The 23,054-nt window shown below is 58.0% G+C and carries 16 protein-coding genes and 1 tRNA gene; 8 read left to right on the top strand and 9 right to left on the bottom strand.

Going from position 1 to position 23,054, the window contains the following annotated elements; translation table 11 throughout:
- Positions 1–215: 215 nt before the first annotated feature.
- From AC5ZG5_RS23780 to AC5ZG5_RS23765, 4 genes are all read right to left on the bottom strand, one after another.
- On the bottom strand, positions 216–485 hold the full coding sequence (locus tag AC5ZG5_RS23780) for a hypothetical protein (RefSeq protein WP_456644037.1): 270 nt from the start codon (positions 483–485) through the stop codon (positions 216–218).
- 578 nt (positions 486–1,063) lie between these two features.
- On the bottom strand, positions 1,064–1,798 hold the full coding sequence (locus tag AC5ZG5_RS23775; protein WP_456644038.1) for a hypothetical protein: 735 nt from the start codon (positions 1,796–1,798) through the stop codon (positions 1,064–1,066).
- On the bottom strand, positions 1,795–2,025 hold the full coding sequence (locus AC5ZG5_RS23770) for a hypothetical protein (RefSeq protein ID WP_028162328.1): 231 nt from the start codon (positions 2,023–2,025) through the stop codon (positions 1,795–1,797). The genes AC5ZG5_RS23775 and AC5ZG5_RS23770 overlap by 4 nt, the downstream gene beginning before the upstream one ends.
- 219 nt (positions 2,026–2,244) lie before the next feature.
- Entirely contained in the window at positions 2,245–3,336 is a 1,092-nt protein-coding gene (locus AC5ZG5_RS23765; protein WP_456644039.1) for a hypothetical protein, read from the bottom strand.
- 132 nt (positions 3,337–3,468) lie between these two features.
- Here AC5ZG5_RS23765 and AC5ZG5_RS23760 point away from each other — a divergent pair, with 132 nt between their 5' ends.
- The 4 genes from AC5ZG5_RS23760 to AC5ZG5_RS23745 all read left to right on the top strand — a co-directional run bounded on the left by AC5ZG5_RS23760 (position 3,469) and on the right by AC5ZG5_RS23745 (position 6,909).
- Complete coding sequence (locus AC5ZG5_RS23760) at positions 3,469–3,915, top strand: DUF2924 domain-containing protein (RefSeq protein ID WP_456644040.1); 447 nt, start codon at positions 3,469–3,471, stop codon at positions 3,913–3,915.
- Positions 3,912–5,297 carry a recombinase family protein gene (locus AC5ZG5_RS23755; protein ID WP_456644041.1) on the top strand — a complete coding sequence of 462 codons (1,386 nt, stop codon included), beginning with the start codon at positions 3,912–3,914 and terminating at the stop codon, positions 5,295–5,297. Before AC5ZG5_RS23760 ends, AC5ZG5_RS23755 begins: the two co-directional genes overlap by 4 nt.
- Complete coding sequence (locus tag AC5ZG5_RS23750; RefSeq protein ID WP_456644042.1) at positions 5,294–5,731, top strand: hypothetical protein; 438 nt, start codon at positions 5,294–5,296, stop codon at positions 5,729–5,731. The genes AC5ZG5_RS23755 and AC5ZG5_RS23750 overlap by 4 nt, the downstream gene beginning before the upstream one ends.
- Positions 5,732–5,958: 227 nt before the next feature.
- A complete protein-coding gene (locus AC5ZG5_RS23745; RefSeq protein WP_456644043.1) occupies positions 5,959–6,909 on the top strand; it encodes a hypothetical protein in 951 nt (316 codons plus the stop codon).
- Between the two features lie 486 nt (positions 6,910–7,395).
- Here AC5ZG5_RS23745 and AC5ZG5_RS23740 read toward each other — a convergent pair whose 3' ends face one another.
- Positions 7,396–8,655 carry a hypothetical protein gene (locus AC5ZG5_RS23740; RefSeq protein ID WP_456644044.1) on the bottom strand — a complete coding sequence of 420 codons (1,260 nt, stop codon included), beginning with the start codon at positions 8,653–8,655 and terminating at the stop codon, positions 7,396–7,398.
- 424 nt (positions 8,656–9,079) lie between these two features.
- Here AC5ZG5_RS23740 and AC5ZG5_RS23735 point away from each other — a divergent pair, with 424 nt between their 5' ends.
- Together AC5ZG5_RS23735 and AC5ZG5_RS23730 are read left to right on the top strand one after the other, a co-directional pair.
- Positions 9,080–15,544, top strand: a complete 6,465-nt coding sequence (locus AC5ZG5_RS23735; RefSeq protein ID WP_456644045.1) for a hypothetical protein — start codon at positions 9,080–9,082, stop codon at positions 15,542–15,544.
- Entirely contained in the window at positions 15,435–16,316 is an 882-nt protein-coding gene (locus tag AC5ZG5_RS23730) for a hypothetical protein (RefSeq protein ID WP_456644046.1), read from the top strand. The genes AC5ZG5_RS23735 and AC5ZG5_RS23730 overlap by 110 nt, the downstream gene beginning before the upstream one ends.
- 474 nt (positions 16,317–16,790) lie before the next feature.
- On the opposite strand, the gene AC5ZG5_RS23725 is transcribed toward AC5ZG5_RS23730, so the two are convergent.
- Positions 16,791–16,880, bottom strand: a tRNA-Ser gene (locus tag AC5ZG5_RS23725).
- Positions 16,881–17,078: 198 nt separating this feature from the next.
- On the opposite strand from AC5ZG5_RS23725, the gene AC5ZG5_RS23720 reads away from it, so the two are divergent.
- The gene (locus tag AC5ZG5_RS23720; protein WP_456644047.1) at positions 17,079–17,414 is read left to right on the top strand and encodes a hypothetical protein; all 336 of its coding nucleotides are present in this window, start codon (positions 17,079–17,081) and stop codon (positions 17,412–17,414) included.
- 1,037 nt (positions 17,415–18,451) lie between these two features.
- On the opposite strand, the gene AC5ZG5_RS23715 is transcribed toward AC5ZG5_RS23720, so the two are convergent.
- The 3 genes from AC5ZG5_RS23715 to AC5ZG5_RS23705 all read right to left on the bottom strand — a co-directional run bounded on the left by AC5ZG5_RS23715 (position 18,452) and on the right by AC5ZG5_RS23705 (position 22,453).
- The gene (locus AC5ZG5_RS23715; RefSeq protein ID WP_456644048.1) at positions 18,452–19,900 is read right to left on the bottom strand and encodes a trehalose-6-phosphate synthase; all 1,449 of its coding nucleotides are present in this window, start codon (positions 19,898–19,900) and stop codon (positions 18,452–18,454) included.
- Positions 19,901–20,107: 207 nt separating this feature from the next.
- Positions 20,108–20,944, bottom strand: coding sequence for a trehalose-phosphatase (otsB, locus tag AC5ZG5_RS23710; RefSeq protein ID WP_208829282.1), 837 nt, complete (start codon positions 20,942–20,944; stop codon positions 20,108–20,110).
- Between the two features lie 6 nt (positions 20,945–20,950).
- Positions 20,951–22,453 (bottom strand): MFS transporter, encoded by a 1,503-nt coding sequence (locus AC5ZG5_RS23705; RefSeq protein WP_456644049.1) that lies wholly within the window; start codon positions 22,451–22,453, stop codon positions 20,951–20,953.
- 179 nt (positions 22,454–22,632) lie between these two features.
- On the opposite strand from AC5ZG5_RS23705, the gene AC5ZG5_RS23700 reads away from it, so the two are divergent.
- Positions 22,633–23,019 carry a DUF3175 domain-containing protein gene (locus AC5ZG5_RS23700; RefSeq protein WP_130228966.1) on the top strand — a complete coding sequence of 129 codons (387 nt, stop codon included), beginning with the start codon at positions 22,633–22,635 and terminating at the stop codon, positions 23,017–23,019.
- Positions 23,020–23,054 lie beyond the last annotated feature (35 nt).

The following is a 23,054-nucleotide window of genomic DNA, read 5'->3' as shown; positions in this document are numbered from 1 at the left end:
GTGGTCGGGACAAGCCTGCCGCGGCGGAACAGCTTCTATCATCGGTCTACAACAAATTCAGTGAAGGTTTCGCGACCGATGATCTAAAGAGCGCGCGCGCACTGATCGATCAGTTGCGCAACACTTAGCCTCGGCGGTCTGGAACGGTGCGCTGCGGTCATGTCGCCAAGGGTCAGATTGGCATAGCGGCAAGCTATAGGATCGCCGAAGCGTGCTTATCCCTCTGAACTGCCGCCCTTCTCGTGCTGCCGCCGCGTGGTTTCGGCTTTGTTTGCGGCCGCAAGTTTCCGAGCGACGTATTCCGCAAGGTTGCCGATTTCCGCGTTGATGGCCCGTTCCGAGATGCCCTGTTCCCTCGCCATTTGGATGCAGCGCCGCGCCAGTTCGGCTACGTCTTGAGAGGCACCGCCCGCACCAATTCGATCGGAAGCGTGGATGCTATTCTCGATCCAAAAATCGATAAATTCACGCACCTTGGTGCTCATTTGCGCCTTTCCCGCCGCATCAACCCTTCAAACCATCCTGCCTCAATGGGGTTGAAGAGTCGGGTGAAAAGCAAGCTCTAAGCGGCGCATGGGAACAATACTCGTCAACGCGGGCGAAGGCGTAAGCTGCCGCCTTATCGCTGAGCGGCAACGTGCGACAGCTCTCACGCGTTTATCGCAAAGCGCGCCCGCGGTTTGCAAATGCCAGAGAAATGATGATCAGCAGGCTGGACGACCAGCCCCCTGCACGCCTCCAACTACTTTGGGCAGCAATATTCGCAATTTGCGAAGTTTAGCTTAGGCCAACGCAAGCTCCCACGCACTTGCGTGGACTTCTGCTTCGGCTTGTCAACCATCGCTGTCAACCATGTCAACTCTGTCAACCTAACTTTTTGAACCTCCAGCTACCGAGATGTCGGGATGGGAACTACCCGCGATACGCTCGGCTACTGGAAGGACCCACAAGGAATCCGCCACAAGGGAGGCCGATGTCCGTCAACCGAAGGCCGGATCAACAACACATCCCGGAGACGTACATTCTGGACGCTTCGCCCCGGAGAAGCGCCTCTCGCGTTGGTCTATTCGCGCTTGGGACGCTGGTCGAGCCTGAACGCGGTGCATGCGTTGGCATTTCCAATCCTCCTCAGTGCAAGCCCCCGAGTTTGGGGCCCGTTTTCTTGATAGCAATCGCCACGAGTTACTTGGAAAGCCTCTTCCTTTCTTCTTTCTGTGTTCTTCGTGGTGCTCGCCATTTTCACAGAATTGGACCCTCTCGGGCGATGGTCTGACGGTGCGCGTGAAATCCAGGCTCGCCATTCCGTCGAGATAATTTCCACCAGATTGGTGAGGCTCTTGCGGCCTCGCAACGGACGCTCGATGACCTTGAGATGGAACAGCCGGCGGCCTTCATGCAAAGTGGTTTGAACGGTGGTCCGGCAGACGCCGGCAAGCGCGGCTATTTTGTCGATCGGCAAATCGCATACGCCGTGGTGCTTGATCTCGCCTGCGATGATGCAAAGAACAGCCCGCTGTCCTTCGGTATAACAATGCCGAAGCGTATCGGGCAGAGCGCTCGACCCACCGAGCCGCCGCCGCCGATCTCGCGAGGTTTGGCGATTGGGTGACCGCGGCCGTTGCCGCGGAACTAAACGAGAGGCTTTTAGTGGCTTCGGAGAAGCCGCAGGCGGCGCCCCCGGCTTCGTGGCTATCGAGCCCTGTTCATACGCCTGGACGATGGACTCATTCCATGGACGAGCTTTCAGCCGCTCAATGCTCGCGGCGAATTCAGGCGCGCGTGGGATATAGGAGGTCATTGCGCGCTGTCGGCCATCGTGGCCAGCGCGGCAGTGCGTTTACTGAACCTGCTGATGCGCCGCTGACCCACCTCGTGGGCCTTACGTTGCTCCCCGGCGATGCGCACGTATAGTCGGAGGCTCCCGCGTCCGATGTTGACTGAACGCTCCAGGGGCTTGAATGGGCTTTGCACGAAGCGCGACGTCGTCGCCGGCTTGTGCGACCACTTTGCAGATAACCATTTCATTGGGACGCTCGAGGAACTGCGCAGTCACGAGCGTCAGAGCGTCGCGAGAACCGATAGCGCGCACATTCCGAGGAGAGCGATAAAGAGAAGTTACCTAATACGGCGAGGCGACCTCGCTCCGTCGTATGCAATGATTCACTGTCTAATGCGGACATCAACCGCTCTCCTAGAGGACAACGGCTTGCAGCCTGGGCTAATTTGATGATTCGGGCTTGCTGTCTACCCCCTGTTCTTCGTCCGAGGTTGACGTTTTGCTACACGTCCCAGGGCAGGCACGAATATCGATTCAAGTGCTTGCTTTTGCTTGCTAAATTCGCGCTGTCGCCCGCGAAGTTTAGCGCACTCTGGGTCGTCGATTGCGAGGTCGCTGATTTTCATTTCGATAGCCCAAAATCCCTCATCTGCCATCTGGTATTGATGGAGCGCCGTTATGAGAGAACGAATCTTATGGGAGAGGGCCGCGCTATCCTCGTCATGTTCGCCCGTCGCGTATTCATAGACCCTATGAACGAACGTATGAAAAGGTGCTCCCTCAGTCGAGCTTGCGGTCCGCGGATGATATGAATCAAATAGGTCAAAAGCTTCTCGAACGAATCTTGTTTTTGCGGTCCCTAAAAAGTGTTCATCATGATTCTGCCGTCCACCACGGTCGGCGGGCAGGGTCAACAGTACACTATGGATTCTACTCGCTATTTGCGCAGCGCCCTCAGCGAACCCTCCTCGACCGAGCCCTGCGACTGGCGGTAGCAATTCGAGGTCAAACCACGGTTCCGATGAGCTCTGAAGGTGTAGCCGTGACCAGTCGTCGAGCGAAGCGAGTTCACCGCAGATATCTAGCAGTTTGCTGCGAAGTCGCTTAAGGTTAGCCTTGATTTCTTTGCTTCTTGGCGCGAGATGCGCGCGGTTCAGCAACGAGTTCAGATACTCGGCCAAACCTTCCACGGAAGCCCTGGCTAACGTCTCTGGATCCATTGAAAGCAGTTCACTTGAATCAAGGCCCGGCCGCTTTTTGGGACGATGCTTGAACGGCGCGAGCAGCGCGACAGCTTCCTCACGCGCTCGCAGCGGCCCCCGTGCGCACCCTGCATGCGTAGGGGTTTCGAACGTCCACCGCTTTTTCACTTGCCTCTCCCGATGAACTCTGCGGTCAACCTCGGTTGACGAGCGGCCAGGTTGAGCGCCGGACAAATCGTCCGGATCGGTTTCAGTCCTGAACATGGCAATAGAAACCGATTCGTGGATCACTGGAAAACGCCACCCTGGGGGAAACTCCTCGCACGGCGGCCAGGCGATCGTTGAAATCGCCGACATTTTGGCGGCCGGCTTCCTGCGTGTTTTGGAGCGGAAGTCCAGTCAAATCTTTCACGGCAAAGCGAATTCTCCGCTCGACTGTAGGAGCCTGTCTGGGGGTGATGTCGCCGCCACGAACCAGGACTTCGCTCCATGAAAGAGACCGTTTTGTCGCAACTGGCGGCCCTAAAAGGCGCCCCCATTACCGCTTTGAAAACCCGCTGGCGAGAGCTCTTTGACACCGAGCCGCCCGCCTACAACCGCCGATTCCTGGAGAACCGGCTAGCCTATCGGATCCAGGAGTTGGCCTATGGCGGGTTGAGCCGGGACACAGAGGAGCGGCTGAGGGCCATGGCCAAACAGTACGCAGACCAAAAGCCGGCCGATCGCAAGGCTCGGCCGATTCTGCGCCCTGTCGCCGGCACCAAGTTGATACGGGAGTGGGAAGGCGTGGAGCATTGCGTGACCGTTCGGCATGACGATTTCGAATACCTAGGCCGTCCCTATAAGTCACTGTCTTCGGTGGCACGGCAGATCACCGGGACAAAATGGAATGGCTGGGTCTTCTTCGGCCTGAAGAGTTCACAGGACCGGAAATGACCTCCCGTGGCCGACCAAAGAAGGCCGACAAAGGCGTCGCCAGTCCTTTCGATAACAGTTCTTCGGCGCGCTTCTCGGCGGTAAGGAAGCTCCGCTGCGCCATCTACACGCGCAAGTCCAGCGAGGAAGGCCTCGACATGGACTTCAACTCGCTCGATGCCCAGCGGGAATCATGCGAGGCCTACGTTATCAGCCAGAGGGCGGAAGGCTGGTCCCCCGTCTCAGATCGCTACGACGACGGCGGTTTTTCAGGGGGCACACTGGAACGGCCAGCATTGAAGCGGCTTCTGGCTGACGTCAAGGCCGGCAAGATCGACGTGATCGTCGTCTATAAGATTGATCGGCTTTCCCGCTCCATGCTCGACTTTCTCAACCTCGTCGAGCTGTTCGAACGCCACGGCGTTACCTTCGTTTCCGTCACCCAGTCTTTCAACACCAAAGATGCCATGGGGCGCATGGCCCTCAACATCCTGGTGACCTTCGCGCAGTTTGAGCGTGAGCTGATTGGCGAGCGCATCCGCGACAAGGTCGCAGCCTCACGCAAGCGCGGCAAATGGATGGGTGGCTGGACTCCGCTCGGCTATGAGGTTCGTGACCGCAAGCTGATCATCCACGAAGGCGACGCGGAACGCGTCAGGGCGATCTTTCGGCGGTTCGTCCAGTTAAAGTCCGCAACCCGGTTGGCACGCGAGCTGGTCGCCGCCGGCGAGACGAATCGCTATGGGCACCTCCTAGACAAGGGCGTGCTCTACAAGATGCTCAACAATCGCGTCTATATCGGCGACGCCGTCCACAAGGGAACATCCTACCCCGGCGAACATGAGCCCATCATCGACCGTAAGCTCTGGGACCAGGTCCACGCCATTCTGAAGGAAAGCCCGCGCAAGCGAGCCAACAACACCCGCGCGCAAACTCCCGCGCTCTTGAAAGGCTTGCTTTTTGGTCCCGACGGCGCCGCCATGTCCCCGACCCACACCCGGAAATCGGGACGGCTGTACCGGTATTATATTAGCCAGAGCGCGATGAAGCGGGGGAGATCCGACTGTCCCGTCCCGCTTGCGCCGGCCGCCGAACTCGAGCGCATCGTGGTTGACCAGGTTCGCGGACTTCTCAAGACGCCCGAAATCATCGTCCAGACCTGGCGCGCGGCGCGCAAGCAGCGCAAGGACATCAGCGAAAGGGACGTGCGCAACGCCCTTCTCGGGTTTGACGAGCTTTGGGACGAGCTATTTCCGGCAGAACAGGCCCGCATTGTCGAACTGCTCGTCAACCGGGTCGATCTCGGCCCAGAGCAGCTTGACATCACCCTGAACATTTTAGGGCTGACCTCCCTGGCGGCGGAGCTGGGGACGCAACCGACCTTTCAAGAAGCCGCCGAATGAACCGACCGACCACCATCACCCTTGGGCCGCTTGGAAGGCCGAAACTGAGCCGCGACGGCCGGACGATGGTCGTCAGCATCCCGATTTCCTTCCGTCGCCAGGGCGGCCGCAAGCGCGTCGTCACCCCGGCAGCGGCACCCACCTGGTCACCTCCGCCGCCCCGGGTTGACAATACGCTTGTGAAGGCTCTGGTGCGCGCGCATCGGTGGCGCAACATGCTGGAGTCAAATCTGTTTGCCTCGGTGCGCGAGCTAGCTAAGGCAGAAAAGATCAACGAATCCTATCTCTGCCGGGTACTACGGCTGACACTGCTATCGCCCACGCTCACCGAAGCCATCCTGAATGGCCAACAGCCGGAAGCACTGGACCTTGCGCGACTTCTGAGGTCCATTCCGATCGAGTGGCACGAGCAAGAAGCGATCTTTCGCAAATAGGCGGCTCGTCAGAGCCTTCCCAAAATTCGGACCTTGGTGGTCTACCTCTTTAATTCACTGCCGAACTGGCGCTGGAACCCGCATGCTTGAGACGGGTCATCGGCCAACGGTATCCGTGGGCCAGCCATTGCTGTGTGATCACCTTCACACCGTTGGAGATTCGCCCGTGGTATTTTCAAAACTTGGCCGGCCATGAGCGGTGACACCGTTGTACTTGGGAGGCTGGAATGGACGACCCTTCAGCGACATTGAGAGAACCGTTCTCAAGCGAGCCTATGGGCTGCACGAAACCCTTCCTCCTATGCGACCTTGCAGTGGGAAAAAAGGACAAGCTTGGGAATAAGATCGCAGAGATCCTATGGCTCGCGAGAGACTACGCGGTCTACCGCTCTCACCGGGGAGTACATGTGCACTTCTCGGACTGCCCTCGGGAGGAGGACCTTCAGCGCGGCAGATTCACTCAGATCAGCGCGGAGTTGTGCGAGCTTCGTTATCTCACCGCTCAGATGAGCCCAGGATGGACGTTCGGGCTGCATCGTCCCTCTTCCTCAATATATCACCACAACATGGCTCAGGCAGTCATGCTGGTGATGGAAAACAAAGATCAAGCCGACCTCAAAAACGCGAAAAAGCTTGACGGAAAAACGCTGAGTATGGCTGTAGAGCGAGTGACAAATGACAATATGATTCGTTACCTCAGATTCTGTTTGTTGTGTTGGGGTCTGGCACTGGCCGCCGCGCTTTGGGTCCTGTGGGAGCCAATTCAATTCGATTGGACGCCTTGGCAAACGGTCCGACCGCACATTGCCGGACTGAGGTCCTATGTTATCGCAGGAATGTTCGGTGCCACTGGAGCAATGCTGTCAGTTGCAACCCGCTTGCAAGAATTCAAATTGAAGCCGTGCCATCAATCAAACATGAATTATTGGATGGCCGGTCTTCGTATCGGCATTGGGATTGTTGCGGGGATCGTCATCGTTGTGCTGGCAGGGACAATTTTGGGCGATGCAATCGGCAAACATATCGCGAGCATGTACTGGGAAGCAGTAGCGGCTTTTGGCCTAATAGCGGGATTTGCTGAGCGTCTCGTTCCCAGTTTGTTGCAGCGGACAGTCAACCAACTCGAATCTTCGGCAGGGACGCCTGTGCAGGCTGCCCAGCAACAAGAAACGCCATAGAGCCATCCTGAGGGTAACGCTGCTGCTTGCGCCCTTGCTCCCGCACCAGCCCCGCCGACCGTGGCAAGCTCAGGCTCGAGTTAATTCGCACATCGAATGTTATGGAATTTCGCCGACTGATAAGCTTTGCGACCAAAGCTTATCAAAACGCACTGACTCCATTTTTGCCATTAGCTTACCAGTCTCGCAAAAAGCAAAGTCGGAGCCCCGTTCTACGTTGGGCCAGTCCTCGAAGCGGCACTCCAAATCAATCCAGAATGTTGCTATCGTATTCGACAGGCACGAACCACCGACTCACAACCACATGTCCATCAAACCAAAAACTTCTAACCCGGAGTTGCCGTCGGGCCGACCTATGCTTGTGCAAGGCCGTATCGAGATTGAAGGTCGCATACTCGAATTCCAAGACATCGGCTTCCTTTACGAGATAGCCGCCGGCGCCCGAGACAGGGCGATTCCTGCCGTGCGGCGGTTTGCCGATCTAGCCTAGCTCGAGGCCGCCGCCCGGGCGGTCATGCGTTTGAGCGCCGTCAAACGCTTCCGGCTTAAGGAAATTCGGCCAGCGAGCCTCTGCTCGTCCAGTGGCAAGGACAGAAAATCTAGGATCACATCGCGCTCACGAAACTTATAGACATTCCACAGGAAGAACCGGATCAAAGCTGCAAGATAGAGGCTGGCGTATTGCGCACACAGCAGGGCGTGGTCACCAGCCTCGCCGCGATGAACCACCTTGTTGCGAAAATCCTGAATGAAGTTCAGGCGCATCGCAGCGTGCTGGTAGTCATCAAAGATCGAGCTTGCCCGCTCCACGATGCGTTCGGAGGGCTCCCGATCTTCCCGCGCACAGAGCACCTCGATGCCGGTCCAGAATTTCAGGAGCGCCACCTCGACATGGCCTGTTTCGAGGCCCTCCTGCAGAAGCAACACCGCCTGGATCAGGCGTTCCGGGAAGTCGACGCGCGATAAGTCCGATGCAACATGTTTGGCGAAGGTTGCGATTGCTTCCGTCGGTTGCGCTTGCCAAACTCTGAAGTTGCTCTTCCAGGGCGTGGGATAATGGTTCTCCGATTGCCAGTTGCCGAGCTTACCCGCGGTCGCATCGACGGTGAACACGGGCGAGGCTGAGAGAAGGGTGCCAATCGGCGCGTTCGGGAAGCCAAACCGCTTGCTGACCCCATAACCGCGAATGGCAAGGTTGAGAACGCCCAGCGCATATTTCATCCGGCGGTAGGCGATGTCGAGCGCCGCACGATCATTCGTGCTCGCCACTTTTGTGATCGCGAACACGAAACCGTCCTGCAAATTAAGACGGCTGCGCTCGTATTCCTTTAACCCAGAAATCACCTTCAGGCAGGCGCGCGGCAAGCTCGTCTGAATCTCCACCGACCCGCCGACCGAGGCGATTTTCTTGGGCAGCCGGGCGGCGAATTCCGCATTGATTTGCATCATCGCCGTGAAGGATCGCGGCTTCTTGCTCAACAGGTCTTCGAGATAGGCCCGAAGCTTGCCGATAAATAATGGTACGGCGAAATTCTTGGCGCGCGCGCATTCATTCAACGCATGCCAGACCGCGCCGTCCTTGATGTAGTCTTCGACGGGCGTCTTGAAGTTGAGGTTGTATAGGATCTCGAAACTTGCGCGGTCGAGAGCCCCGGACTCCCACGAGATGCGTCCCTCAAACTCCTTGGGAATCTTGGCAACAGACTTCAACACGTCCACGAGATGCGGTTTTGGATAAATCTTCATAATGCCCCGACCAATGGCTGACGTTCCCGGAGGCTGTGATCGTGCCCCATTGAAACTATGCCAGAGTTGCCGTTCTCGTTCTATGTCCGAAGGATTCGGCGGCTTCCAGCTCGGCAAAGAAGCCGCTGAACAATCTTGGCAACCGATTGATCAGCCAGCGATGGGCGTCTGGCCGAAGCACTCCAGGCTAGACTGAACGATCGAAAAGGAAGGCATGAGCCTGCTTTGACCACGGCATGACCTACCGAATGTTAGGCATCGTCTAGCCCTTCAAGTTGCGCCTCGATCTCGATCCTATCGCTCTCCGTTGGGGTTGACGCAACTATCGCACAACTGACAAGGGGAGCTCTTCGCGTTAATGTCGCGCCGACTCAACCTAAAAGGGATGATGGTTGTTTGAGGCAGCTAGGTACTAGGAACGGTCGTGGCTAAAGCAGTCGATACGGAACGCGCATCGCCAGTCGGCGCACGGGCATCCAATGCCGGGGACCAATATCAAGAGCTTTGGGCACTGCAGCAAGCCCTTGGATTACTTGTCCCATCAACCGGACTGACGGCTGTAACAGTTGAAGGTATTGCGTCCGAGGGCGTCGATGAGGACCAAAGGGTTTGGGACGGAGTTGACTGTGCACTCTACTTTGGTGGGAAAAACCTTGAGACCGCGAATACGGTCGTAATTGCGCAGCACAAGTACTCTACGACCGCCCCAGAGAAGGACTGGACTATCGCACGCCTCGTGCGAAACACGAAGAGAAAGGATCGCGACAATTCAGTCTTGAGGCGACTTGCAGATGCATTCAGAGAAGCGAAACGCCGAATGCAGCCAAACGCCGAGCTACAGATCCGTCTGGTCAGCAATCAAGGCATCGCGTTGGAAGTGTCCGAAGCCCTCGACGCGCTGAGAGCCGAGGGGACGAAAACTCTTAATAATGCTGTTTCGGAAAATATCGATAAACTTCGAAGCTCCGCTGGGCTGAATGACGGCGATCTTCGCAGCTTCGCCAAGTCTTTAGATCTGTCTGACTGCGGACAATCGTCCCGGCGTTCTATTCGCAGTGAAATTACCAAGCATGTTGCAGAGATTCTTGGTGAGGACGTAAGTACTACGGTTCGCGAGCTTATGTCCTTTATGCGCGAACTCATGATGCCGGAAAAGGACCGCGAGCATATCACGCGAGAAACGGTCCTTGGATGGTTTGATGTAGCAGCAAACACTGGGCTCTTTCCGACTCCCAGTGACTTCAAGATTGTTTCCAACCCGATCGATCGAGAGCCAGCCCGCGCATTGCTTGCAGCGCTTGAGGGTGGTTTCAAGCTAACTTGTCTTCACGGAAGCGCAGGTTGTGGCAAAACGACATCATTGCTGCAACTTCGGTCACTGCTGTCACCCTCGTCTGTTTTCGCGTTGTTCGACTGCTATGGTGGGGGTCGCTATCTATTCAGCACTGATCGAAGGCATCTTCCGGAGCATGCGTTCACACAGATTGCTAACGAAATAAGCTTGGACTTGGGCATTCCTTTTCTCCTCGCGCGAGGTTCAAACAGCCCAATCCTGGCTCGCCGGTTTCTAGAGAGGGTTTCTCTCGCAGCTGAACTCCTGCAAAAGAGCGATCCAAAAGCACTGCTAGTTGTCGGCATCGACGCTGCCGACAACTCCGTCACCGCGGCGAGGCGCTCGACACCTCCAGAAGCATGCTTTGTCACAGAGCTGGCAACGGCAGATATGGCTCTGCTGCCATCTAACGTGCGGCTCGTATTCAGCGCTAGGACGGTCCGAAAGGATAGTCTTGAACTGCCCACTGACGCCAAGTTGATTCCTTGCCCTGCATTCAGTCCACAAGAGACGGAGGCTTTCGCTAAACGCACGATTCCAACCGTAACGGCGGAGTGGATCGAGCAATTTCACGCCCTTTCTAATGGCATACCTCGCGTCCAGGACTATGCATTCCGAGCGGGCAACAACGAACCGACGCCCACGTTGAACGCTCTCCGTCCGGGAGGTAAAAACCTCGCCGACGTGCTGAGAAAGCTTTTTCAAGAGGCCCTCAAAAAGGCCGGAATCAGCACATCGTACGACATTCTAATGTCTTCCCTTGCGGCGCTTCCAGCGCCTATACCGATTGAGCATTTTGCTAAGATAGCGAACCTACAAGCGTCCGAGGTCGTCGACTTCGTCCACGACACAAGTCCTAGCCTTCGTCTAGAAGGCGACGGCATATCCATCGCGGACGAAGATGCAGAAGATTTCATTCGCGAAGAGGGACACACCAACTTAAGGCAAATCAGCGAGCGCGCCTGCGATTTCTTTGCTCCCATCTATGAGACCGACGTCTACGCCGCGGTGAACTTCGCTGATCTGCTTGTAGCAGCTGGTAGAGAACGGCAGATTCTCCCGATTATAGAAAAACATCTGTCGCCAGCCGCCATTGCGGACCCAATAGTCCGACGTGAAATTCAGCTTCGGCGGCTACGCTTAGCACATGCGGCTTGCAGAGCCGCAGGCGACTCCGCCGCTGTGATGAAGGTGGTTCTGCTGGGAGCTGAGGCCTCAAAAGATCAAGCATTCTTCGCCGAAATTCTAGACAAACATCCAGATCTCTCCACCCGTTTTGCTCGTTCTTCTTTGGTCAGACTAGTCTTGTCCGATTCAGATAGCGCAAAAAAGCAGGGGCGCGTCTTGATTCAAGATGCAGTCAGGGCGGCACGTTCTGGAGATCGGATTCAGGCGATTGAGCAACTCCACTACTATCACGAATGGCTCGCGCGCCTTCGCAAAGTCCCACGGGAAGAGCGCTACGGCTGGAATATCGAAATCGATGATATTGCCGCCGACGTTGAGTGCGCAGCTCTTCTACACGGGCCCCTAGAGGCCTATCGAGAGCTCACCCGTTGGACTTCCAAGCAATCGCGCTTATCGGCCGCCCTTAGGCTCGTCCCTCACCTCATCGCTACGGGAAAATCCGACATCTTGGAACGCGCCCTCCATGAACGGGTATTGCCAGCCGCATGGGAAGTGTTCCTCCTTGTGCCTCTTGCTCTCTCAGGCACGAAGGTGGAAGCGTCGCGCTTAGAGCAATCGCTTAATGTCCTTGGACGGACGCTGAGAACGACGCTCAGCAAGATGCCCGACGATTACACCGACAACTGGAAAACTGAACTACGTGGATTGCTGGTAACCGCAGGCGAAATTGGATTCTCTCTGGGTATATCTGACGCAACCACACGCCGCGTTCTAACGCTCGCTGGGCACTTGGACTCTTCGCTAGAAACGCCATATAGCGACCTTCGAACTGGCGCGCTGGATATTCCCATTCGCGCATGGCTCCTTCGTCAAACACTGGATGGCAAACCTACATCATCAAAAGACTTTCTCGACGCAATTGATCCCCCTCCCCCGCCATCCAATCCCGAAGCTCCGGCCATGGGCAAGAAACGGAAGCCCAAAGAGCAAGAGCACACACGGGGGCGGAAACTTGAGGAGGAGCAGAGGCGCATCGTCGGAACAATCTTCTCAATCTACGAAAGCCGCGTTTCTATACTGAGACACCGTCGCAGCAACGGCTCGACAGACCCAACTCAGGTCAGCAACATGGGAGGCTTAGGCTCCGACGAGTACATGCTTAAACGCCCGGCTGGTATGGGCGTAAGGGCTCGCGTAGCAGTGAGCGTACTTGAACTGATGCATTTGGAGGGGATTGGTTGGCAGGAGCTATTTACCAAAGCCTCTAGTCTCGCTTCCCCAAACTATAGCGATCCTTTTGGCAATCACCTTCTTCCACTCTGGCGTATCCTGCTGCTACGCCATGAAAGCAGAGATTTTGTTCTGAAATCTCTTGTTGAACGCTCCCCACAATTGCGGTCCGCAAAAGAGCCCGCCACGACGAAAGTTGACGCATCGATCGAATTCAGCCGACTTGCACTGACATTCAGCGAGCCGGACGCACGCGCCTTCTACGAGGACGCGATTTACCTCGCCCAGGAAATTGACCGCGAAGCGATCGATCAAGTCGGGGTGCTCGAAGTCTTGACGGGGCACTCCCCGCACTGGGATACGAATGCCAAGGTGCGCGCAGCCACGCCGCTAGTTAATGCAATAACCGACATTGCTGTTCGGCTTAGAAACGAAGAAAATTTCCGGTGGGATGAGTGCGTCAACTCGGTGATACGGCTTCACAGTCCTACCGCTCTTGCGGCGGTCGCTCGCTGGGCCGACCAGGGCATTGAAGACCTACCAATGAACCTGGAGCACTTCTTAGCAGAGGCGAGCCGCCTAAAAGAGATTTCTCCATCAATCGGCGCGTCACTCTTGGCCCTCATTCCAGATGCCTCAAATCGGCTTCGTCTCGATATCATCGGTCGGCTTAAATCTGAGGATCAGTCACGGGCATCTGAAATCGTCGGCTTGCTTGCCGATGACGTTCTGCTCTGTGAGAAGCCAACGAATATCGGCAAGCACGCCGCGGAGTTGATAGACGCAGTTTCTACGCTTGACTCATCATTCGATCCGGCGAGCTACGCGCGACTGATTAAGACATTCTGCTATCTCGAATCGAGGAACCTGATTGGAGAACGCCGGGAGGATCGTGAAGAAAGCGGACCAAAGATTGGCGACGGCACGTTTACAACAAAAGAAGCGATCGAAGCTGAATTTAGGGCTGCTCGCCAACGAGAAGGCTACCTGGGCTCGGGAGCCATTTTAGTTCAGATGGTAGATAGGATTTCCTCGCCTGGAGATCGAGTACCATTTCTCAATGCACTCTCGGAAAGTGACATCGGCGACTTCGGCGAGACTGGGCGAGCCGATGCAATTTTGGCCGCTCTCGCAAAGTGGGATAGCCCTTCTGTCAACAGCTGGCGGACGAACTCACTTCCAAAGGTGATTGTCCAGCGCTTCGCAGGCCTGATGGTGATGTACGGCTGGAGCAGGTACCGCCACCTGAGTGATCTTCTCTCTGCCACGCGACTAAGCGACGCACGGAAGCTGGGTACTTTAGCGGAAGCGCTGGAGGTGACCAGCCTTTCCCTCGGAAGTCGATCGCTGTTCATAATCTCCAAGCAAATGGCCGCGCTCCTTGAACCGAAGGAGGCCTGGTTGATATTCGACTGGTACCTGAAACGCATCACCGCTCGCGTTTCACTCGATGAAACCGCGCTGAAGGAAAGGGATATTCCCTCAGATATAGACCAGGCTTTGGGCCGACTGCTCTTCGCACTTATGAGCGATATCGATACGCGCATCAGATGGCGTGCGGCTCACACAGCACGTAGGCTCGCCAAGCTTGGGGCGGATGGTGGCGTTACCGCGCTATTTGCAGAGTATCACCGCAAGAGCGATGACGCGTTTCGGGATCCAGCCTCTCCCTATTATTGGATCACGGCTCGGCTTTGGACAGTCATGTCTGCGGCTAGAATTGCTCATGAAACGCCAGGCAGTTTGCTAAACGTGCACAAGACAATTCTCGACATAGCGTTAGACAACGACTTTCCGCACTACTCCGTCCGCGAATACGCCAAGTCTACGGTAATTGCCCTCCATGAGTGTGGCGCCGCCAGTTGGGACGCAGCCACTTTCGAGCAGATCCGCCGCATTAACGTTACGCCCTTCTCGCTAGACCAACGTAAGGAACACAACGCGCCCCACCTCAATCGGGACGACAGGAAAGGAGGGCGTTTTGATTTCGGCTATGACACCGTAGAGCACGTTCTCACGCCGCTCCTACGTTTCTTTGTTGGCCTCTCAAAGGATGAACTTTACAGCCGCCTCGAGCATTGGCTGCTCGATCAGTGGCAAGCACCCGAGAAGGCCAATCATTGGGACCGAGAACCTCGCAAAGGCCGTTATGATGAGAACCGTTGGGGCCTCCATCATTCCGACAAAGGCAGCATGCCCATCATAGAGCGTTACGGCTACTATTTGGAATCGAATGCTGTCTTATGCGTCGTAGGTGAATTGCTGCAGAAATACCCGCTTTGGCAGCCAGAAGGCGAATCTTGGGGCACATTCGGATACTGGGCCCAAAAGCTGCAGCTCACTGTTCCTCCGGTTTGGGCAGCGGACCTTCGAGATCCAAAACCTCTCGAGGATCAGCTATGGCTTGCTGGCACCGCGGACGATGATCGCTGGGTCAGTCGCATCTCTCAAAAGGAATTTGTCTCGGCTTTATTCAATGAGAATGGCACCGATAAAAGCTTAGTGACCGTCGAAGGTTCGTGGACGTCGGGATTTCCGACGCGGGAAGTCCACGCAACGCTATCTAGCGCGCTCGTTAATCCAACGACCGCTGGTGCTCTAAGCCGCTCCTTGAGTATGAGAGAGCGTCGACAGTGGGCCTATCACCTGCCTGACGCTGATTCTGATCATGAATACGACGAGCGCTTTCAAGAGACGCCCTACAACCTCGTCGGCTGGCTTACAGAAGTCCGTACCGAGGAGGGCATTGATCTCAAGGATACCTTGCGGAATGGCACTAAGGGTCCAACAAAGTCGCCTGCGCAATCAGTTCTGACTGAGCTTGGACTTAATGCTGATGTCCGGCCAGCGAAGGCATGGAAAAAGTCAGATTCTGACAAGGTGGTTGTGCGTGAGACGGTGTGGGCAGATCTCCCCGAGAGATATGACGATGAGCGCTCATATCGCCGACGAGAGACCAAATCGGAAGGAAGCCGCCTACAGATCGATTCCGACGTGTTAATGTCCTTTCTTAAGAAGCAACAGATGAGCTTGATCGTCGGCGTTTACTTAGAACGGAGGCTAGAGGAAGAATACGGGGGGAGATACGATGACAAAACTAAAAAAAGGAAAGCGTTCGAGCAGTTCTTCATCTTCCGAACGGACGGCACAATCGAAAACCACGAAGGAGCTATTGGCACTTGGTGGAAGGCTCGTTGAACAGTTCAAGCTCCGAGCCGACGAAGACACACTCGGGCAATGGATCGCTCATCACCTCGCTGAAAAGCTTTTGGCGCACAAGAGCGCTTCAGGACCGGCTAAAGCGGCCCTGGAAGCCGAACTGGTAGATACTATCCTCAAGTTTTGGAAGCACCGTGCATATTTTCCTCGCGGTACAAAGCCGTTCGAGGGCTACGACGCAGTGTTGCGCGCTCTTGAGAGCTTCGATCCAAGGCCAGAGAATAGTCGGTACTTCTTCTACCCCGCCGCCGAAGAGCTGACGAAAAGCGCTACAGCCCCTTCACAAGCGTGGATTGATACAGCAAAGATAATCGATCGAGGCGCCCGCGCGATGATCAACATCTGCTTTCAACAAGCAGCGCGGGCGTCCAAACAACCGGACGAGACTTGGATCTCCGCAGCAAAGGTGCTTGCAGAAGAGGCTGATTGTGACGTCATTGTAATTAAGTATGTCAAAGTGCTACAGGATGACGAGGAGAGCGTCGATCCGACTGATTTTGAAAGAGAGCGACTGAAGCAAAAGCGCGAAGATATCGCTCAGCTCGTCCGCGCTGGAATACCCCTCTTACAAATGATCGATGAACACTTGGGGGATACCGGAGAGGCCGCTGACGACACCGCCGAGCCCAAAAGCGAGAAATCTAAGCCGGCACCCAAGTCAAAGGCGAGAGGCTCAAAGAAGCATACCGCTAAGCAGTCTCCGAAGAAAAAGGCGCCTACGCGCAAAAGGCGAGCCACTACCGGCTCGTAAGAGGAGCCCCTCCGGGCTCTAAGTGCGAGCCAAGCTCGGCCCGCCGAACGTCGGCATCCCGGGTTTCAATGGATTGAAGAGCGGAGGGATTGACCCGGATAGCAGGCTCGCCCGATGAGACTGATCAGATTTTGTTAGAAACCTTATCAGTGCCTAAGTGCACGCTGCCGTCGGCATACATTGGCCCATGAACCCGCAAATTCCGAATCGGTCGGCATGGAATCAGGGATCCTTCGTTCCCATCGCTTGAGCGACAGAGATCCAAACCGAGCCCTCGAAAAGGGCTTTGTTTTCCGAGAAATGCCGTACTGTACCAATCCACGGGGTTCTAGGATTCGGAGAAAAACACGTTCTCCAGCCGCATCAAGGGCTCATTTTTAGAACGGCCCGCATTCTCCGCGACGAAAAAATGCAGGAAAACGGCCTAGTTTTCGAGCATGTCTCCGTTTCGAGGTACGAAATGGCGAGGCACAGTGGCGGAGAGAGTGGGATTCGAACCCACGGTACGGTTTCCCGCACACACGCTTTCCAAGCGTGCGCCTTAAGCCACTCGGCCATCTCTCCGGAAGCGCCCTCTCTTGAAGGGATGGGGCTGATTTTGCAAGGGAGAGAGCGGGTGGAAGCTGAAATTTCCTTAAGTTTTTGGAACAGCTTGGGTTTTTGGCGGGGCTGCCGGTCGGGATCGGGGCGCGGGTTCGGCCTGTTGAACCCGAATCCGCCCAGCACCGACGACCGCAAGGCAAATCAGCGGTGGAGGGCGGCATGAAGCGGGCATTTGCGATTCTCGGCCTGGTCGTGGTGGCGGTTGTGGGCGCCGGTCCGGCGCTGGCGCAAAGCTGCACCAAGACGGGGACGGATGTGAGCTGCGACGACGGACGACGCGGGGTGCTTTCGGGCGACACCATCATCTGGAGCGACGGCACGCGCTCGAGCCTGACCTCGCCGCATCCGAGCGTGATCGTCGGCAACCGGTCCTCGGTCAGGGTCGGGCAAGGCGTGTTCGTCGGCAAGGGCAACGGCGTTGTGCCGATGGAGAATCCAAGCGACCCGCGGCGGGCGCGCTGCCCGGTGCTCGATGGCGTGCCGTATTGTTATTGATCTGTCCGCGTTTGCGCTGACGCGCCCACGGGTGCCCTACTTTCCGTCATTGCGAGCGGAGCGAAGCAATCCATGTCTCCACAAGCGGCGCGATGGATTGCTTCGCTGCGCTCGCAATGACGATGTGGCGACTTCCGGTGCGACAAATCAACCCGACGAGGCTGGGCAAGTATTCGCCGCGGGCGCGTCCTCGTAGAACGTCCTTTCTTTGCGCGACGCGCATGGCAATGAGGATGGAATTTTCTACGTGCAATCGCCCGCAACGGCGAATGCATTTCTGCGCCGTTCAAGGCTGATTGAATACTTGCCCAGCCTCGACGGGCAAATCACCGAAAGTCTGTCCAGCCCTCTTACAAAAAACATTCCGCTTCCGTCGTCGGGCAAATCAGTGATTTAACTCCGCGCGTCTCACCCGAATGAGGGGCGGATCGCGATCGTCACGAACGTTGCGGTGAGATGCGGTGGACGGGAGTGTCACGACTGACGAGCGTGGCACTCGCGGACGGCGAAGTCGTATGGTCCTGGCGCCCCGACGCTGGCGCTAAGTTTTTCGCGCGAACAGTTCGCGCGAGAGGCGACGGTGGCAAGAAAGCCCGGTCACCGGGGAGAGTACGAAGGAAGCCGTAACACCATCGCGCAGGGAAAGCCGGAATGCTTCGGTTGAACCTGTGGTCCTACCCCCGTGCTTTTTGTTGCACGGGACCCATGGGTGCAACCGGCACCCGGCTTTCCCTGCGCCCTCTGCTATCGAGGAGGGTGGAACGAGACGCAAAGCTCGGGCGCAGCGCGCCGCGAGAATGCACGCTCATATCCTCACGTTGTTTGAAATTTGAATCATAACTCGCGGCGATGCCGAAGGGTGGGCAAAGCGAAGCGTGCCCACCCTCACGAGCGGAGTGGTCATGGTGGACACGGCACTGATGCGCCTTTGCCCACCCTACGGCTCCGCAACCGCTTGCTCGCGCCACAACACCTCCCTGTGGGGTTATGGGTCCCGGCTTCCGCCGGGACCGACGGAGATGTGCCAAGAAGAGCGGCTAATGAATGCGTGCGCTGCGATAGGGCCAGTGCGTGGCTTCGGCCAGTGGCGGCGCGCGCTCAGGCTTTTCGTCGGCGCCGGTGTCCTGCAGCGCCTCGACGAAATTGGCGAACCATTGCTGGATGGTGCCCGTGCAGATCTTCTCCATCATCGCTTCCCAGCGCAGCCGTCGCTCGGCGAGCGGCATGGAAAGCGCGGTGGCGATGGTGCGCGCCATGCCGTCGACGTCGTGCGGGTTGACGATGAGGGCGGCCTCGAGTTCGTTGGCGGCGCCGGCGAATTTCGACAGCACCAGCACGCCGGGATCGGCCGCGTTCTGGGCGGCGACATATTCCTTGGCGACGAGGTTCATGCCGTCTTGCAGCGGCGTCACCACGCCGACCTGCGCCGTGCGGTAGAGGCCGGCCAGCACCGCCTGGCTGAATCCCTTGTTGAGGTAGCGGATCGGCGTCCAGTCGACCTCGCCATGGATGCCGTTGACGTCGGTGACGAGCTTTGCCACCTCGCTCTGCAGATTGCCGTAGGCCTCGATGCCGCCGCGCGAAGGAGTCGCGATCTGCAGCAGCGAGATCGTGCGCTTCAGCGAGGGATGCATCGTCCACATCCGGTCGAAGGCCTTGATGCGGTTGATCAGGCCCTTCGAATAGTCGAGCCGGTCGACGCCGATCGCCAGCCGCTCGCCGTTGAGACTGCGTCGCAAGCGCGAGACGTCGGGATGGGTCGTCGCCTTGGTCGCCTGCTGCGCGAATTTCTCCGGATCGATGCCGATCGGGAAGACGGCGGCGCGGCTGCGTCCATAGCGCGAGGTCACGCTGCCATCGCGCACCACGAGGCCGAGATCGGCTTCGACATAGCCGAGGAAATTCTCGCAATCCTCCTCGGTCTGGAAGCCGATAAGATCATAGGCAAGCATCGCCTCGATCAGCTCGCGATGATGCGGCACGCCCTCGATCACCGCGCGCGCCGGCCACGGCGTGTGCAGGAAGAAGCCGATCGGCTTGTCGATGCCGAGATCGCGCAGCTCCGCGCCGAGCGCGAGGAAATGGTAGTCCTGAATCCAGAACACCGAATCGTCCTTGCGGAAGCGCAGCAGAGCGCGCGCCATGAAGGCGTTCACCTCGCGATAGCTGGCATAATCCTCCTCCGAGGCGCGGATCAGGTCGGCGCGCGAATGCAGCGCCGGCCACAGCGCGGAGTTGGCAAAGCCTTCGTAGTAACCGCCGTAATGCGCGGCCGGGAGATCGAGCATCGCCAGCGCACCGGCGCCGAGCGCTTCCACCTCCGCGAAAGGTTCCTTCTGGTTCCCATCGCGGACACGGCCGCTGGAGCCGACCCAGATCGCGCCCGACTTCTCGACAACAGGCAAAAGAGCGGCGGCGAGGCCGCCGGTCATGGGTTCATTGGGTTTTCCACGCGCTACGCGGTTCGACACGACAACGAGGTTCAAATGGTCCCCTCCCGTTGGGTATTCGCGTATTAACAACCATTCATCAATATGGTTCCTGGCCACGCTTTCTCCGAATTGAAACCAAATTCAGGCAGGCCCGCATGGAACCGGGGCGTCAACTCACAAAAAGAAAATTTTTTGCGAGCAGGCGGCCGCCCACAGAAGGAACTGCGGTTATTCCGCGCCAATTTGCGGTTGAGGTTTCGGCTAAGGCGCGGCGATTTCGCGCTCGTCGTCGAGCAGATGCGCAAGGAATTCGCGCACGTCGCTCGGCGCATCGAAATGACCGGCCACTCCCTTGGCACGACGGCCGACCGAGAAAGCGAGCCCTTCGAGCTCGGGCATGATCGCAAATACCGTCTCGTCCGTGACGTCATCGCCGATGAAGAACGGCTTGCGGCCCTTGAACGGCGGATGCTTCATCAATTCGCGCACGCCGGTGGCCTTGGTGAAGCCCGCGAGCTTGATTTCGCAGACCTGCTTGCCCGGCAGCACCTCGATCGGCGCATCGGGCAGATCGGCGCGGATCAGCGACACCGCCTCATAGATCGCCCTCTCGGCATGCGGCGCAAGGCGATAGTGCAACGCGAGCGAATAGCCCTTGTCCTCAAGCAGAATGCCCGGGCTCAATCTGGCGATGGCGGCCAGACGGCGCTTCAGCTCCTTGTCGAGCTGCAGCGCGGGGCCTGCATCTCCATCGCCCTGCGGATCGAGCCGCATCTCCGCGCCATGACCGCCGACGGCAGGAAAGACATCGGGGGCGAAAATCAGGTCAAGATCGTTCACCGAACGGCCGCTGACCAGCGCCAGCGCACCGTTGGTGCGCTCGAGCAGGCGATGAAGCGTTTTCGCCAACCCGGGCGGCACCCAGACCTCGCGCGGCGTCGGCGCGAAGTCGAGCAAGGTGCCGTCGACGTCGAGCAGGACAGCGGTCTCGCTCAGATGCCCGACCAACGCGCTCGGCACCGGCACGGTTTCCGGCGATGCTTCGTCTTCCGGCGAAAAGTCTTCGTCCAGCGGCATGTCAGCCAGTTCCTCAGTCATGTCATTCTACTCCACAACAGCAAGCGGCCGCGCGACAGATTCGAGCGATTTTCGCTCGGCGGCGACGGCGTAGCGCCACGCGACCAAGGCCGCGACGATCATGAGCGCCGACCCCAGGAGGTAGCCGGCAAAGACGGAATTGCGCGATCCGGTATCGATCAGCGCGCCGAACAATGCAGGTCCGATCACGCCGCCGATTCCTGTGCCGATCGCGTAGAACAGCGCAATCGCGAGCGCCCGCACCTCGAGCGGGAACGTCTCGCTCACGGTGAGATAAGCGGCGCTCGCGGCGGGCGAGGCAAAGAAGAAGATCACCATCCAGGCGATGGTCTGTCCTTGCGCGCTCAGCGCGCCGATCGAGAACAGATAGCCCGAGAGCGCCAGCAGCACGCCCGACACGCCGTAGGTCAGCGTGATCATGGTGCGGCGTCCCAGCGTATCGAACAGGCGACCGAGCACCAGCGGCCCCAGGAAGTTGCCGGCGGCGAACGGCAGGATGTACCAGCCGACATGGCTGGCGGGGATGCCGAAGAAGTCGGTCAGGATCAGCGCGAAAGTGAAGAAGATCGCGTTGTAGAAGAACGCCTGCGCGCTCATCAGCACGAGCCCGACCAGCGCGCGCTGGCGATAGGTAACAAGCAACGTATGCGCCACTTCACGCAGCGGCGTGTGGTCGCGCATCCGCAGCTTGATCTTCGGCAGTTCCTGCGAGTGCGCCTCGACATGGCCGGTCACGGAGCGCTCGATGTCGTCGACGATCCGATGCGCCTCGTCGGGACGGCCGTGGATCATCAGCCAGCGCGGGCTTTCCGGAATCCACATCCGCATCACGAACACGACGAGACCAAGACAGGCGCCGGTGAGATAGGCAAGCCGCCAGCCGAGTTCGGGATTGATCACGGCGGGATCGAGCAGGACGATGGCGCTGACGGCGCCGATCGCGGCGCCAATCCAGAAGCTGCCGTTGATGACAAGATCGGTCCAGCCGCGATAGCGCGCCGGCACCAATTCCTGGATGGTCGAATTGATCGCGGTGTATTCGCCGCCGATGCCGGCACCGGTCAGGAAGCGAAACAGCGCATAGCTTGCGACATTCCACGACAGCGCGGTCGCGGCCGTGGCGCTGAGATAAACCGCGAGCGTGATGAAGAACAATTTCTTGCGGCCGATGCGGTCGGTGAGCCAGCCGAAGCCGATCGCACCCAACACGGCGCCGGCAAGATAGGCGCTGTTGGCGAAGCCGACATCGAAGTTGGAGAATTGCAGCGTCGGACTCTCCTTCAGCGCCCCCGACAACGCGCCGGCGAGCGTGACCTCGAGCCCATCGAGGATCCAGGTGATCCCGAGCGCGAGCACCACGCGGGTGTGAAAGCCGCTCCAATAGAGATTGTCGAGACGCACGGGGATGGAGGTCTCGATAATGCGGTCATGATCCTGCGGCTGCGGCGCGTCGGCGTCACGGAGTGCAGAAGCAGTTGCAGGACTGGGCTGGATCGGCTGCAAATCCATCACGGAACCAACGAGAAATCACCCCGGAACGCAGCTTGCCCCAAGGTGCAAAAATTTGCGGCAAACAGATGCCCGCCGCCACGCACCACAACGTCCGCCAAGCCACCTGGTTCCCGCATCGCGACATAGGAACCCGGACATAACCGCAGATGTTGCTACCTGAAAAACAGGAGCTCGCAATGGCACCACGTCGCAAAACCAGCGCACGAAAAATCACGGCACGAAAAGGTGCGACAAGGACAACCGCGGCGCGGCGCAAGACCGGTACGCGAAAGACCGGCACGCGCAAGACGTCACCGCGGCGCTGGTCGCAACGCGTGACGCAGCGGAGCGACGCACTCGATCTCGACCGCGGCGTGTTCAAGCAGACCAGCGCGAAGAAGATCGCCGCTTCACTGAAGCGCTCCGCCGAGCGAAGCAAGCGCCGCAAGGCCGGCGCCTACCGCTCGGCGCTATCGATGCTGACCTTCTACATCAACCGCGCCGGCAAGACGCTGCCGCACGCGCAGCGCACGCGATTAGAACGCGCGAAGGTAGAGCTGAAGCACCAGTTCGAGAGGGAGTGAACGTGTGCCCCGTTGTCGTCCCCGCGAAGGCGCGC

Source organism: Bradyrhizobium sp. Ses1, assembly GCF_059512365.1.
The sequence above is the reverse complement of the archived record's forward strand: the minus strand, read 5'-3'. Positions and strand labels throughout refer to the sequence as shown.